Source organism: Winogradskyella sp., from assembly GCF_965656915.1.
Classification (GTDB): Bacteria; Bacteroidota; Bacteroidia; order Flavobacteriales; family Flavobacteriaceae; genus Winogradskyella.
The window spans coordinates 1-13,114 of record NZ_CBFHMI010000064.1; the positions used below are offsets into that span (position 1 = coordinate 1).

The window sequence follows — 13,114 nt, forward strand, 5'->3', positions numbered from 1 at the left end:
TAAAGAAATTGCTGAAGTCACTGGTGGGAAATACTTTAGAGCAACTAACAATGAAAAGCTCGCAGAAATATACAACGAGATTAATAAACTCGAAAAAACAGAAATAGAGGAAAAAAAATATTATAACTATGAAGAAAAGTACAGACCGCTTGTAATTTTAGCTGGTCTACTCTTACTTTTTGAAATAGTATTAAGAAATACAATATTTAGAAGTTTTGTTTAGACTCGATGAAAAAATATGGTTTTGGACATTATTGGTAATACCAGTAATTGTAATGCTATTTATATGGCTTCAAATTTGGCGTCGTTCTGCACAGAAAAAATTTGCGGACAGTCATTTGTTGCAACGTTTAAGTCCAAATCAATCATTATTTAAAAGCATTTTAAAAGTCTTAGTGCTTTGTGGCGCGTTTTTATGTTTGTCCTTAGCATTGGTCAATCCAAAAATTGGGACTAAGTTAGAGACGGTGAGAAGCCAAGGCGTAGATATTGTTTTTGCAGTAGATGTTTCTAAAAGTATGCTTGCGGAAGATATTGCACCTAACCGATTAGAAAAATCCAAACAGTTAGTCACTCAAATAATTAATAATTTGGCTAGTGACCGTGTTGGTATTATTGCGTATGCAGGTAAAGCTTTTCCGCAATTGCCAATTACAACAGATTACGCATCTGCTAAAATGTTTTTACAAAACATGAATACAGATATGCTATCTTCTCAAGGAACAGCAATTCATGAGGCAATACAATTGGCTAAAACTTACTATGATGATGAGGAGCAAACAAATAGAATACTTATCATCATATCAGATGGAGAAGATCATGAAGGTGAAGCTGTGGATATTGCTGAAGAGGCTAATGATGAGGGAATTAGAATATTCACCATTGGTGTAGGTGATGCAAAAGGTGGTCCTATTCCTATTAAACGAAATGGGATAATTTTAAATTATAAGAAAGACAGAAATGGCGAGACTGTAATTACACGATTAGATGAAACCACACTGAGAGAAATAGCCAAAGAAACAGACGGAGTTTATATAGATGGTAGTAATACCATAAAAGTTGTAGAAACCATCAAAGATATACTCAATAAAATGGACAAGAAAGAATTTGAGTCGAAGCAAATAGCAGATTTTAAGGATCAGTTTCAATGGTTTTTGGCTTTAGGTATTGTTTTGCTTTTTATAGATATTTTGTTTTTAGAACGAAAAACAGGTTGGTTAAAGAAACTTAATTTATTTAATGAAAATTTTTAAATTTTCTTTAACGGAAGCAATGGTAAAGCTTTATTAAATTAGAGATGATGATTAAAACATATAAAAATATTAGATTTTGTACAATGCTATTAGTCATGCTAATGGTGTTTGCAGGACATTCACAAGACATAAATAAAGAACAAATTAAGGCTGAAAAGAAAGCCACTAATTTTGTTTATAAGGCCAATGAACTACTAGAAGGTGAAAATTTTGTTCAGGCTGAAATGGAGTATAGAAAAGCTATTTCAAAAGCACCAAATAAAGCTGTTGGAGCCTACAATCTAGCACATTCTTATTATAAGAAGGGAAGTTTTGACGAAGCTTTATATAGAAATCAGGAAGCCGCTAAGAACGCTAAAACCAAAGACGAAAAACACAAAGCTTTTCATAATATCGGTAATATTCTAATGAAAAATGAGTTGTGCAAAGAAGCCGTTGAAGCTTTTAAAGATGCTTTGAGAAATAATCCTACGGATGATGAAACGCGTTATAATTTAGCCTTAGCGAAAGATTGCGCGAAACAACAGGACCAAGATGGTGGAGGAGAAGATGATAAGGAAGACAAAGACAAAGAAGAAGAAAAAGATAAGGAAGAGGAGCAGAAGAAGGAAGACGAGAATAAAGATAAAAAGGATAAAGAAGACGAAGGCGACAAGGACAAAAAAGAAGGCGATAAAGAAGAAGATGATAATGGGAAACCTAAAGATGATAAAAATGAAGATGATAAGAAAAAACCAAACCAAAAACCAAAACCAAAACCAAAACCTGGGCAAATGTCTCCACAGCAGATAAAGAACATCTTAGAAGCTATGCAAAATCAAGAACAAAAAGTTCAGGAAAAGATTAATGCCGAAAAACAAAAAGGCGCCAAAGTAAAAACAGAGAAAGACTGGTAGTTTAAGAACAGACTTTTTCAGATATCATGAAATTCACAAAACACATATTAATTACATTCTTTTTACTTGCAACTTCGGTAGCTTTTACCCAAGTAAAGTTTGAAGCAAAAGTGAGTAAAAAGAAATTGGGAGTCAACGAACGACTTCGAATTGATTTTGAAATGAATAAAGACGGTGACAACTTTGTTCCACCTAGTTTTGGTGATTTTACAGTTGTTGGTGGACCTAATACTTCTGTTAGTAATAAATGGATCAACGGTCAGAGAACCTACAAGAAAACTTACAGTTATTTTTTAGCACCTAAGAAGCGAGGAAAATTTACCATAAAACAAGCCATCATAGAGATAGAAGGCGAAACCTATAAAACCTTTCCAATTTCAGTTACTGTTACAGCTGCGGTAGATAAACCAAATGGTCCGCCTGATGCATCAGATATTGCGTCCGACAACATTCATTTGGTGGCAGAAGTTTCAAAAACAAATCCATATTTAAATGAAGCCATTACCGTTGTCTACAAATTATATGTATCAACAGAAACAGGTGTAAGCAATTGGAGAGAAAAAGATAATCCAAGATATAATGATTTTTGGAGTCAAAATATTGAAATTAAAGGATTAAATATTCAAAAAGGACAATATAAAGGTGAGGACTACAGATATGTAGTGTTAAGAAAAACGGTTCTATATCCACAAAAAACAGGTAAGTTAAAATTGGAACCTCTGGTGCTAGATATAACTGTAGAAGTGCCAACCAATAGATCAGATATTTTTGGTCGTCCAATAATGACTAAAGTACCAAAGACAGTTACTGCAGGAAGCCGTACAATAGATGTTAAACCTTTACCTGAAGCAGATATGCCATCAGATTTTAAAGGTGCTGTTGGTGATTTTGATTTTAAAGTAGCCACAACAAAATCACAATTAAATGCAGGCGAATCGCTTCAGGCAAAAATTGAAGTTACTGGGAAAGGAAATTTAAAACTTTTTGAACTTCCAAAATTAACTGTGCCAAGTTCACTTGAGGTATACGAGCCTGAACATAAGGAAAATGTTCGTACCAATCTAAGCGGTATGCAAGGAAGTATTTCAGATACTTACACCATTGTACCACAATATAAGGGCAAATATCCTATACCTTCAATATCATTTTCATACTTTGATATAAATACAAAAAGTTATAAGCGCATAAGCTCAGACGAAATTATTATCGATGTATTAGAAGGTCCATATGCTATGTCGTCCAATGACTCAAATAGTAGTAATACGAATACAAAGCAAACAGTAAGATCAAATACTAATACATTTAGTTTTATAAAGACAGATACTAATTTAATTAGTACTATTAATAAACCTTTTTTTAAATCTACTGCGTTTTGGATATTACTATTAGTACCATTTTTACTTATTCCATTAGCAATAATTATTAGAAAAAATAAGGATAAACGAGATGCAGATGTAGTTGGTAATCGCATTAGAAGAGCAGATCGATTAGCAAAGAAATATTTAAGCGAGGCGAAAAAAGCATTAGATCAAAAAGAAGCGTTTTATGTAGCACTAGAAAAGGCGCTGCATAATTACTTAAAGGCAAAGCTTAATATTGAAACCAGCGATTTTAATAAAGAGAAAATAATTAGCTTACTCATAAAAAGAAATGTTGATGAAGATGTGGTTAAAGAATTTATTTCAATTTTGGAGAGTTGTGAACTGGCTCGTTATACTCCTATAACGCAAGTTACCATGCAGAATGATTATGATAAATCTGCAAGAACAATATCTCATATAGATAAACAAATAAGATAGTATGAGAGTAGTAATGTATCTTTTTATAATTTGTTTTTCATTGTTTGGTTTTTCTCAAAACAACGAATTATTTGAGAAAGCAAATACGCTTTATAATGATGGTAAATATGCTGAGGCAATCGACACCTATAAATCAATTTTAGATTCTGGTGTATATTCTTCTGAGCTTTATTTTAATTTAGGAAATGCTCATTATAAACTCAATAATATTGCCGCTAGTATTTTTTACTATGAGAAGGCATTACAATTAAATCCTAATGATGAAGAAATAAAGAATAATCTAGGATTTGCGCAAAACATGACTATAGACGCAATTGATAAGGTTCCGGAAGTAGGCTTCAGGAGAATACTAAATAACGTTATAAATATTGCAACCACAGACACCTGGGCAAAAGTTGCTATTACAGGAGTTATATTGTTTGTGTTTTTATTTTTATTGTATCATTTTGCCAACGCAACCTCTAGAAAGCGAATTGCTTTTATAGTTAGCGTTATTAGTTTATTTCTAGCCTGTTTTTCTGTTTTGATGGCTTTTCAAAAAGATCTATTAGAGAAAAAAGATAACCCTGCAATTGTATTTGCACAAGAAAGTAAGGTTAAAACAGATCCAAATCAAAAAAGTGAAGAAGTATTTAGACTGCATGAAGGAACTAAGGTACAGGTATTAGAATCTTATGAAGATTGGAAGAAAATTCAATTATCTGATAATTCTACAGGTTGGATTCCTGCCAACGATATTAAACTGTTAAACGTTTTTTATTAATATTTAACAAAAAGTTAAATTGTAAATAGTATTTTAGGGCTTCATGAAAATGAAGTTTCGTCAAAATACAGCCATTTTTTTCACCATACTTTTTATGGGAATACTATCTGCTCCGTCGTTAATAATGACAATGGATGACACTATTGATGTAACTTGTTTCTATGGAATAAATGAAGAAGAAGAAAATGAAAGTTTTAAACTACTTTTTGAACTAACTTCTCAAAATAATGAAAGCTCTTTTTTAGATAGTAAAAATGCAGATAAAGTAGCATATATCTTCAAAACGTATGCAAAGCCGCATTTAAATCAAATATTTCCACCTCCCGAATTCGTGTAATCTTTTCGGATTGCGGACAGCGATTGTCCAAATACAATTAAGTATAAAATAGTTAATGAGTTTACTCATTAACAAAAAATGAATTTATATATGTTCAAATTTTTAAAAAATGACATACCTGCGAGTATAGTCGTATTCTTTGTTGCATTACCTCTATGTTTAGGTATTGCATTGGCCAGTGGAGCACCGCTCTTTTCCGGTTTAATTGCTGGTATTATTGGCGGTATTGTGGTTGGTTCACTTAGTGGCTCTAAAATAGGTGTGAGTGGCCCAGCAGCTGGTTTAGCAGCAATTGTATTAGCAGCGATCGCAACTCTAGGAAGTTATCAGAATTTTTTACTTGCTGTAGTATTAGGTGGTATAATACAATTAGTTTTCGGATTTTTAAGAGCAGGAATTATAGGTTATTATTTTCCATCCTCAGTTATTAAAGGAATGCTTACAGGTATTGGTATAATTATAATTTTGAAACAAATTCCGCATTTCTTTGGTTATGATGCAGATCCCGAAGGTGATTTCGCCTTTATTCAAGTTGATGGAGAAAATACGTTTTCTGAAATTATTAATTCTATAAATTATATTCAACTAGGTTCTGCTATAATAGGAATTGTCTCTTTAGGTATACTAATACTTTGGGGAAATGTACTTTCTAAAAAAGGAAAGTTCTTTCAAGTTGTACAGGGACCTTTGGTAGCCGTAGTTGTTGGAATAGTGTTTTATGTCGTAACACAATCTCATGAAACGCTAAGTATTGATTCTTCGCATCTCGTAAGAGTTCCTGTCCCAGACGGAATCGATTCCTTTTTAGGGCAGTTTAGTTTTCCAAACTTTGCACAAATAACAAATCCTGAGATTTGGATTATCGCATTTACAATTGCACTTGTGGCAAGTTTAGAAACATTATTATGCGTTGAAGCGACAGATAAAATAGATCCTCATAAAAATGTAACTCCAACAAATAGAGAGCTTTTAGCTCAAGGCACAGGAAACATTATTTCAGGATTAATAGGAGGTCTGCCGATAACACAGGTAATTGTAAGAAGTTCAGCTAATATTCAATCTGGAGGTAGAACTAAAATGTCTGCTATTATTCATGGCTTCCTATTGTTAATCTCAGTGATGTTAATACCAACATTACTTAATATGATTCCATTATCTGTATTAGCTGCAGTGCTATTAATTGTTGGTTATAAGTTAGCAAAACCTTCGCTTTTTATAAAAATGTACCAATCGGGTTGGAAACAATTTGTACCATTTGCAGTAACCGTTCTCGGTATAGTATTTACAGATTTACTCAAAGGAATTGGGATGGGATTAGCCGTAGGTATTGTTGTAATATTAATTAAAAGTTATCAAAATTCTCACTTTTTACACATTGAAGACAAAAGTAATGGCAAGCATAAGATAAAAATGACACTAGCAGAGGAAGTGACTTTTTTTAATAAAGGAGCCATTTTAAAAGAATTATTTAGCTTACCAAGAGATACTTATTTAGAATTAGATGTAAGAAAAACCAGGTATTTAGATAATGATATCATTGAAATATTAGATGATTTTGCAATTAAGGCAAAAGAAAGGCATATTGACATAAAGCTTATTTCAGAAAGAGGAGAAATTGAGAATCCAGAAAGTTTTATTAAGTTTTTTAAACTGAGATCAAAAGTATCCTAAAGCTAAATAAAATGATAAATAAAGCATATAGAATACTGGTTCTCTCTGACTTAAAAAGCGCTTCGAAATCACTATTAAACAGTAGTGTGGAAATAGCTAAAATTATTAATGGCGAGATAGAAGTTTTTCATGTTAAAAAACCAACAGAAATAGTTGAAAGTGAGAGTCAATTGTCTGCTGTTAGAACAATAAGTGAGCAATCTGTAAAAACGCATAAAAAATTAAAATTACTTACAGAATCTCTTTCTCAAAAGCATAATATAAAAGTAAAATATAAGTATGCTTTTGGTAATGTAAAACAAGAAATTAAGCATCACATAAAAACTACAAACCCTGATATCATAGTTGTAGGAAAAAGAAAGCAAAATTTATTGAGTTTTGTAGGTGATGATATAACAGACTTTGTATTACAGAATTTTAATGGATCAGTTTTAATTGCAGCAAATGAAAATGCAATTGAGTATGATAAAGATTTATCATTAGGTATATTTCAAAGTATTGAGAATTCTTCAAATAAAGAATTAACAGAAAGTTTTATTAACTACTCAAAGCAACCAATTAAAACATTTAAAATTAGTGATACTTCTACAAGTGAAATATCATCACAATTACTAGGAGATAAAAAGAGTATAGAATATGTTTTTGATAGCAATCCAAATGCAATCCAAACTATTTCAGACTATACTTCTAAGCATAAGATTAACTTACTCTGTCTAGATAGAAATAACGAATTTTTAAAAAAATCGAAATACACAAAAGACCTTATAAATAGGGTAAATGTGTCGTTATTGGTAACATAAAGTCTAGCTTAATTTTGACGAAATAATAATTTTTATGGATTTATTATTGTAAGAAAATTAGTTTAACTTAGAAGGATTATAACAACCATTACATGAAAAACCTATTTGCTAATTTTAAAGGAGATGCCTTTGGTGGTATCACTGCAGGTATTGTGGCATTACCCCTGGCTTTAGCATTTGGAGTTCAATCAGGTTTAGGACCAAGTGCTGGTCTATATGGTGCGATATTTATTAGTTTTTTCGCAGCACTTTTTGGTGGTACCAATACTCAAATTTCAGGACCAACAGCACCAATGACAGCGTTAAGTATGGTTGTTATAGCAGGCTTGATAGGAGCTAATGGTGGAAGCGTAGAAAAAGCATTACCAGCTATATTAACCGTTTTTTTATTAGCAGGACTTATGCAAGTAGCACTAGGCTTAATAGGTTTGGGAAAGTATATCAGATATATTCCATATCCAGTTGTATCTGGTTTTATGACCGCTATTGGTGTTATGATTTTAATTACCCAAATTTTGCTAATATTAGGATATAATGCTAGTCAGGATAATGAATTTATAAATAAATTTAGACCAGAGGCAGAAGAGGTGATTTTGGAAAAAATAATTAAAGATGAAGCTGTTGATGGAATATTAGTCTTAGAAGAGTTTAACAAAACAATAGAAAAGTCTAAAGAAATCACGGAAGCCGATATTGTTAAGGAGTCAGTAAACCTAGCTTCTAAAGAGTCAAAGAGTGTCGTTGGTGCACTTAAATTACTGCCTCGAGCATTAAAAAATATAAATTGGTTAGAATTATTATTGGCATTAGGTACTGTAATAATTATTTATGTATTTAAACGCATTACCACAAAAGTTCCAAGTACGCTCATTGCTTTAATTGTAATGTCAGCTATAGCAATCGTCGCCAATTTAGACTACAAACCCATACCAAAAATCCCACAAGAACTACCATTGCCAAGACTAGAAATTTTTACAGATTTTAAAATAGGTAATATAACACCTTATATTTTTACAGCCCTGACATTGTCACTCTTAGGTGCCATAGATTCATTACTCACTAGTGTTGTGGCAGATAATATGACAAAGACCAAACACAAACCAAATAAAGAACTAATTGGTCAAGGTATAGGGAATAGCATTGCCTCTATTTTTGGCGGTTTACCAGGAGCTGGTGCTACTATTAGAACTGTTGTTAATATTAATGCAGGTGGAAAAACCAGATTATCTGGTATGCTTGCAGGAGTTTTATTATTCTTCATATTATTGGCATTAGCTCCTTTAGCATCTAAAATTCCAGCGGCTGTTTTAGCAGGCATATTAATTACCGTAGGCATTGGTGTTATGGACTATAAAGGTTTAAAAGCAATTCCAAGTTTACCTAAAGACATAAAATTTGGGCCATTAAAACTCAGTTCTGAAGTTATAATTATGTTGGTAGTATTAATACTATCAACCTTTTGGAATTTAGTTTATGCCGTTGGTATTGGCTTAGTTATTGCCTCATTAATGTTTATGAAAAAAATAGGTGATTTAACTGCTGAACGATCAGATGTAAAAGAATTAAGGGAAGAAGCTTGGCCAGATGAAGTTAATTTTCCTGTTAACTTAAAAGAAGAAGTGTTTATTAAACATTTAAAAGGTCCTTTGTTTTTTGGTTCAACAAGCGATTTTCAAGCTTTAACAGCACAGATTCCAGACACAGCTACTATAGTAATAATGAGGTTAGGACGAATGCAATATATGGACCAATCTGGTTTATACGCCATGGAAGATATGCTCCAAAATTTGAAACGCCGAAATGTCGATGTACTTTTTGTAAATTTATTAAAACAACCAAGGTACATGATGGAAAGAATTGATATTATCCCAGACTTTATTTCAGAAGAACACATTTTTAAATCATTTAAAGAATGTTTAAAGTGGATTAAATTTAATGTAAAAGACGAATACTAAAACAATTATAAAATGAAGAATACAGCAATAACTAAAGACATTCAGAGTGTAATGACACCACAAAGTGTGTTAGAAGACTTATTACAAGGAAACAAACGATTTGTTAATGGCACTCCAGAAGGTGCTGATAATTCAGCACTTGTAAACCAAACTACTGGTGGTCAATATCCAAAAGCAGTCGTTTTATCTTGTATAGATTCTCGTGTACCAGTAGAAACAGTATTAGATCAGGCTATTGGTGACATATTTGTAGCTAGAGTTGCAGGAAATTTTGAAAATACAGACATATTAGGAAGCCTAGAATACTCTTGTAATGTAGCTGGTAGTAAACTAATTCTAGTACTTGGTCATGAAAGTTGTGGTGCTGTTAAAGCAGCATGTGACGGTGTAGAATTGGGAAATATAACAGCGATGTTATACAACATTATGCCTGCTGTAAAGAAATCTGCAGATGAAGTTGATGGTGAGGCCAATTCATCAAATAAAGCATTTGTTGCTAAAACAGTAGAGAATAATGTGAGATTAACCATAGACAGAATCAGACAAAAAAGTCAGATTTTAAATGAAATGGAAGATAATGGAGAAATTGCGATTGTAGGTGGTGTTTATAGTTTACACACTGGTAAAGTAGAAATGTTATAATTAAATTTAATTCAGAGGGAAAGCGAAGAACATTTATAAATTAAGTATTAAGCCATTCGCAAGAGTGGCTTTTTTATGCCTCATTCACTGAAGTATCATCTTGTTCGATTTCGCTCTTAATAAGATTTGGAAAAATTAGTGGAGCTAAAGATTTAACTGGCTCATAGAGTACACTTTCCTCTAAATCTTCTTTTTCCATAAAAGGAAGGGTGTTATTCAATTTATTGAAAACAATCAAAAGAACACTAAGAATCAAACCAATTTTAAGAGCACCAAACACACCTCCTGCCAATTTATTGAGAATACCTAAGGCAGCAAAATCAGCTAATTTGGTTAATGCTTTACCAGCTAAACTAATGGCTAATACAATAATGACAAAGGTTATGGCAAAAGCAACGATATTAATAGTTTTTTCATTCCAATCGACTTTAGATTCTAAGAAACCTGCGACAAAACCACTGAAGTGAATCGCGCCATATACTCCAAGAACTAGAGCAACTAGAGAGGCTACTTCAACAAAAAGACCCTTAAAAAGACCTCGAATAAATCCAAATAATAAAAGTGCAGCTAAAACAATGTCAATGATACTCATAATACTAGCGGTTTAGGCAAACGTACATAAATTTTACCATTTTAGAGTTATAACGTAAATCAAGAGACTTTAGTTTATTAACTTTGAATCTTGAATTTAAGAACTTTGAATTGACGATGGCAAGAGATGAACAATTAAAGGAACGATGGGATTTGGTAGTGGAGAAACTATCCAATCAATTTGCCGATGGTGATACTTTAGATTTAGATTCTATCATATATTTAATAGGCGTGCAAGAACTTGGTCAGTTACATCGTGAATATAAGAAAGACCACAAATTAGATTTAATGCATATTGCCATTTGTAAACTATTAGCTCCGTATGGGTTTTATGAGTTTGACTATGTTGACGAAGACGGCTGGCCACATTATAAAGTTAAAGCGCAATTGCCTCATCTTAAAGCAGGTGAACAAAGTGTTTTAATGAAGGAGGCTATTGTGAACTATTTTGTAGAAACTGAGTATATCGACTAAGAATTTTTAAATTTGCGGACTGAATAAAATATATCATGATAGATAAATTAAAAGAACTCATTGCAGAGGCAGAGGCATTTTCAGCACAATCTAAGGAAGAGGTTGAGGCATTTAGAATAAAGTATTTAGGCTCTAAAGGATTACTTAAGCAATATTTCGCAGAGTTTAAAAACGTGGCTAATGATCAGAAAAAAGAGTTTGGTCAGACAATAAATCAGTTAAAGAAAACAGCAGAAGATAAGGTTAGTGCTTTAAAAGAAACCTTAGAGAATCAAGATGAGGATAAAGGCATTTATGGCGATTTGTCTCGTCCAGGAGAACCTGTTGCATTAGGCGCTCGTCATCCTATTTCTATTGTTAAAAATCAAATCATAGATATTTTCTCTCGCATAGGATTTAATGTAAGTGAAGGTCCAGAGATAGAAGACGACTGGCATAATTTCACAGCATTAAATTTACCAGAATATCATCCAGCAAGAGATATGCAGGACACCTTCTTCATTCAAACAGATCCAGATATATTATTACGTACCCATACAAGTTCTGTACAGGTACGTTATATGGAAAATAATAAACCACCAATCCGTACAATTTCACCTGGAAGAGTATATAGAAATGAAGCCATTTCTGCACGTTCACATTGCTTTTTCCATCAGGTTGAGGGTCTTTATATTGATAAAGACGTAAGTTTTGCAGACTTAAAACAAACCTTACAATATTTTACTACTGAGATGTTTGGGAAATCTAAAATTAGATTACGTCCATCTTATTTCCCATTTACAGAACCAAGTGCTGAGGTAGATGTATATTGGGGATTAGAGACCGAAACCGATTATAAAATGACCAAAGGAACAGGTTGGTTAGAAATAATGGGATGTGGTATGGTAGATCCTAACGTTTTAGATAATTGTGGAATAGATTCAAAAGAATATTCTGGTTTTGCTTTCGGAATGGGAATAGATCGTATTGCCTTGTTATTACATCAAATAAGCGATATTCGTTTATTAAGTGAAAATGATGTACGATTCTTAGAGCAGTTTAAATCGGCTTTGTAAATTTTGAAAAAAGATATTCAAATTCCAGAAGTTAAGGATGTATATGTTGCTGTTGTACAAGAAGAGCATCTAGAATATAAAACCCTAGACTGGAATGCCTATATTATTAATAATAGTGATGACGATTTAGAAACGGTTCTTATTGTGTCCCAAGGATATTCTGATAGTAAAATGACTCCGCCAATGCGTCATTCAATTGCTAAGCTACCAGCTAGAAGTTATGCAAAGATTGAATTTTTACAAGAAAAAGTTTTGGAGCTGAACAATTCGTTTAAAGTAACTTTCTTTAAAGACAATCAAATGTTTGATAAATCGTATCTATTTAGAAAGAATACAATAAATGAAAAGGCATTACAGTCCCTCCCATTAATGCAGTTAAAAGGAGTATTGGTGAAATAGAATGTAATGAAAGACCTTAAAAATCAAATGGAAGAGCTTTCCAGCAATCCATTGTTGTCTAAAACATTTCGAAATAAAAAATTACTACAGTATGTAATCCGCACATTAATTGCAGTAATAATTATTTATTTTTTATGGGATTACAGTTGGGTAAAATGGGTGCTTTACATCTATATTCCTTTGAATTTAATTTCTCTTTTTTCAATATTGGGTTGGAATAAATTTTTGAATAAAAGAATTAAAAAATCACAACAACACATTGAAGATATAATTATCTCAATAGATGAAGAAGAATAAAGTTAGTCTAACTTATCTGTTAACTTCTTAAATACTTTTTTTGGGTCTTTATTTTCATAAAGCACTTCGTAAACCGCATCAATAATAGGCATGCGTGTTTTCTTCTTATTCTTTTCGTTCAATAAATAAGCACTTTTAGTAGCGTAATAACCTTCAGCAACCATATTCATTTCCATTTGCGC

At 32.2% G+C, this 13,114-nt stretch carries 14 protein-coding genes and 2 pseudogenes; 14 read left to right on the top strand and 2 right to left on the bottom strand.

The genetic code is table 11. The annotated features are described in order from the left end of the window. The 10 genes and pseudogenes from ACTG3Y_RS11860 to ACTG3Y_RS11905 all read left to right on the top strand — a co-directional run. A pseudogene (locus ACTG3Y_RS11860) lies at window positions 1–223 on the top strand (aerotolerance regulator BatA); the annotation flags it as partial. Next, complete coding sequence (locus tag ACTG3Y_RS11865; protein ID WP_439153139.1) at window positions 216–1,253, top strand: vWA domain-containing protein; 1,038 nt, start codon at window positions 216–218, stop codon at window positions 1,251–1,253. The pseudogene ACTG3Y_RS11860 and the gene ACTG3Y_RS11865, both read left to right, overlap by 8 nt. Window positions 1,254–1,336: 83 nt before the next feature. Further along, window positions 1,337–2,149, top strand: coding sequence for a tetratricopeptide repeat protein (locus ACTG3Y_RS11870; RefSeq protein ID WP_439153140.1), 813 nt, complete (start codon window positions 1,337–1,339; stop codon window positions 2,147–2,149). A 26-nt stretch (window positions 2,150–2,175) separates the two neighbouring features. After that, the gene (locus tag ACTG3Y_RS11875; protein WP_439153141.1) at window positions 2,176–3,948 is read left to right on the top strand and encodes a BatD family protein; all 1,773 of its coding nucleotides are present in this window, start codon (window positions 2,176–2,178) and stop codon (window positions 3,946–3,948) included. Between the two features lies 1 nt (window position 3,949). Continuing rightward, on the top strand, window positions 3,950–4,711 hold the full coding sequence (locus ACTG3Y_RS11880) for a tetratricopeptide repeat protein (protein ID WP_439153142.1): 762 nt from the start codon (window positions 3,950–3,952) through the stop codon (window positions 4,709–4,711). Window positions 4,712–4,760: 49 nt separating this feature from the next. Further along, window positions 4,761–5,048, top strand: coding sequence for a hypothetical protein (locus ACTG3Y_RS11885; protein WP_439153143.1), 288 nt, complete (start codon window positions 4,761–4,763; stop codon window positions 5,046–5,048). Between the two features lie 90 nt (window positions 5,049–5,138). Further along, window positions 5,139–6,719, top strand: coding sequence for a SulP family inorganic anion transporter (locus ACTG3Y_RS11890; RefSeq protein ID WP_439153144.1), 1,581 nt, complete (start codon window positions 5,139–5,141; stop codon window positions 6,717–6,719). A gap of 11 nt (window positions 6,720–6,730) precedes the next feature. After that, complete coding sequence (locus tag ACTG3Y_RS11895) at window positions 6,731–7,519, top strand: universal stress protein (RefSeq protein WP_439153145.1); 789 nt, start codon at window positions 6,731–6,733, stop codon at window positions 7,517–7,519. Window positions 7,520–7,611: 92 nt separating this feature from the next. Further along, a complete protein-coding gene (locus ACTG3Y_RS11900) occupies window positions 7,612–9,474 on the top strand; it encodes a SulP family inorganic anion transporter (protein WP_439153146.1) in 1,863 nt (620 codons plus the stop codon). Between the two features lie 12 nt (window positions 9,475–9,486). After that, window positions 9,487–10,116 carry a carbonic anhydrase family protein gene (locus ACTG3Y_RS11905; protein WP_439153147.1) on the top strand — a complete coding sequence of 210 codons (630 nt, stop codon included), beginning with the start codon at window positions 9,487–9,489 and terminating at the stop codon, window positions 10,114–10,116. A gap of 73 nt (window positions 10,117–10,189) precedes the next feature. Here ACTG3Y_RS11905 and ACTG3Y_RS11910 read toward each other — a convergent pair whose 3' ends face one another. Then, entirely contained in the window at window positions 10,190–10,708 is a 519-nt protein-coding gene (locus ACTG3Y_RS11910; RefSeq protein WP_439153148.1) for a CvpA family protein, read from the bottom strand. Window positions 10,709–10,824: 116 nt separating this feature from the next. On the opposite strand from ACTG3Y_RS11910, the gene ACTG3Y_RS11915 reads away from it, so the two are divergent. The 4 genes from ACTG3Y_RS11915 to ACTG3Y_RS11930 are packed head-to-tail and all read left to right on the top strand — an operon-like array spanning window position 10,825 to window position 12,932. Then, window positions 10,825–11,181 carry a hypothetical protein gene (locus tag ACTG3Y_RS11915; RefSeq protein WP_439153149.1) on the top strand — a complete coding sequence of 119 codons (357 nt, stop codon included), beginning with the start codon at window positions 10,825–10,827 and terminating at the stop codon, window positions 11,179–11,181. 35 nt (window positions 11,182–11,216) lie between these two features. Then, window positions 11,217–12,236: a phenylalanine--tRNA ligase subunit alpha gene (gene pheS / locus ACTG3Y_RS11920; protein WP_439153150.1), complete on the top strand. Its 1,020-nt coding sequence runs from the start codon at window positions 11,217–11,219 to the stop codon at window positions 12,234–12,236. A gap of 3 nt (window positions 12,237–12,239) precedes the next feature. After that, window positions 12,240–12,635, top strand: a complete 396-nt coding sequence (locus tag ACTG3Y_RS11925; protein ID WP_439153151.1) for a hypothetical protein — start codon at window positions 12,240–12,242, stop codon at window positions 12,633–12,635. A 6-nt stretch (window positions 12,636–12,641) separates the two neighbouring features. After that, window positions 12,642–12,932 carry a hypothetical protein gene (locus ACTG3Y_RS11930; RefSeq protein ID WP_439153152.1) on the top strand — a complete coding sequence of 97 codons (291 nt, stop codon included), beginning with the start codon at window positions 12,642–12,644 and terminating at the stop codon, window positions 12,930–12,932. A 2-nt stretch (window positions 12,933–12,934) separates the two neighbouring features. Here ACTG3Y_RS11930 and ACTG3Y_RS11935 read toward each other — a convergent pair. After that, a pseudogene (locus ACTG3Y_RS11935) lies at window positions 12,935–13,114 on the bottom strand (NAD(P)H-dependent glycerol-3-phosphate dehydrogenase); the annotation flags it as partial.

What these genes read in the sequence shown, in the direction of transcription:
- ACTG3Y_RS11875 (WP_439153141.1), top strand. Translation starts at nt 2,176, where the DNA reads ATGAAATTCACAAAACACATATTAATTACATTCTTTTTACTTGCAACT.
- ACTG3Y_RS11870 (WP_439153140.1), top strand. Translation starts at nt 1,337, where the DNA reads ATGCTATTAGTCATGCTAATGGTGTTTGCAGGACATTCACAAGACATA.
- ACTG3Y_RS11895 (WP_439153145.1), top strand. Translation starts at nt 6,731, where the DNA reads ATGATAAATAAAGCATATAGAATACTGGTTCTCTCTGACTTAAAAAGC.
- pheS (WP_439153150.1), top strand. Translation starts at nt 11,217, where the DNA reads ATGATAGATAAATTAAAAGAACTCATTGCAGAGGCAGAGGCATTTTCA.
- ACTG3Y_RS11905 (WP_439153147.1), top strand. Translation starts at nt 9,487, where the DNA reads ATGAAGAATACAGCAATAACTAAAGACATTCAGAGTGTAATGACACCA.
- ACTG3Y_RS11890 (WP_439153144.1), top strand. Translation starts at nt 5,139, where the DNA reads ATGTTCAAATTTTTAAAAAATGACATACCTGCGAGTATAGTCGTATTC.
- ACTG3Y_RS11900 (WP_439153146.1), top strand. Translation starts at nt 7,612, where the DNA reads ATGAAAAACCTATTTGCTAATTTTAAAGGAGATGCCTTTGGTGGTATC.
- ACTG3Y_RS11910 (WP_439153148.1), bottom strand. Translation starts at nt 10,708, where the DNA reads ATGAGTATCATTGACATTGTTTTAGCTGCACTTTTATTATTTGGATTT.
- ACTG3Y_RS11885 (WP_439153143.1), top strand. Translation starts at nt 4,761, where the DNA reads ATGAAGTTTCGTCAAAATACAGCCATTTTTTTCACCATACTTTTTATG.
- ACTG3Y_RS11880 (WP_439153142.1), top strand. Translation starts at nt 3,950, where the DNA reads ATGAGAGTAGTAATGTATCTTTTTATAATTTGTTTTTCATTGTTTGGT.
- ACTG3Y_RS11930 (WP_439153152.1), top strand. Translation starts at nt 12,642, where the DNA reads ATGAAAGACCTTAAAAATCAAATGGAAGAGCTTTCCAGCAATCCATTG.
- ACTG3Y_RS11915 (WP_439153149.1), top strand. Translation starts at nt 10,825, where the DNA reads ATGGCAAGAGATGAACAATTAAAGGAACGATGGGATTTGGTAGTGGAG.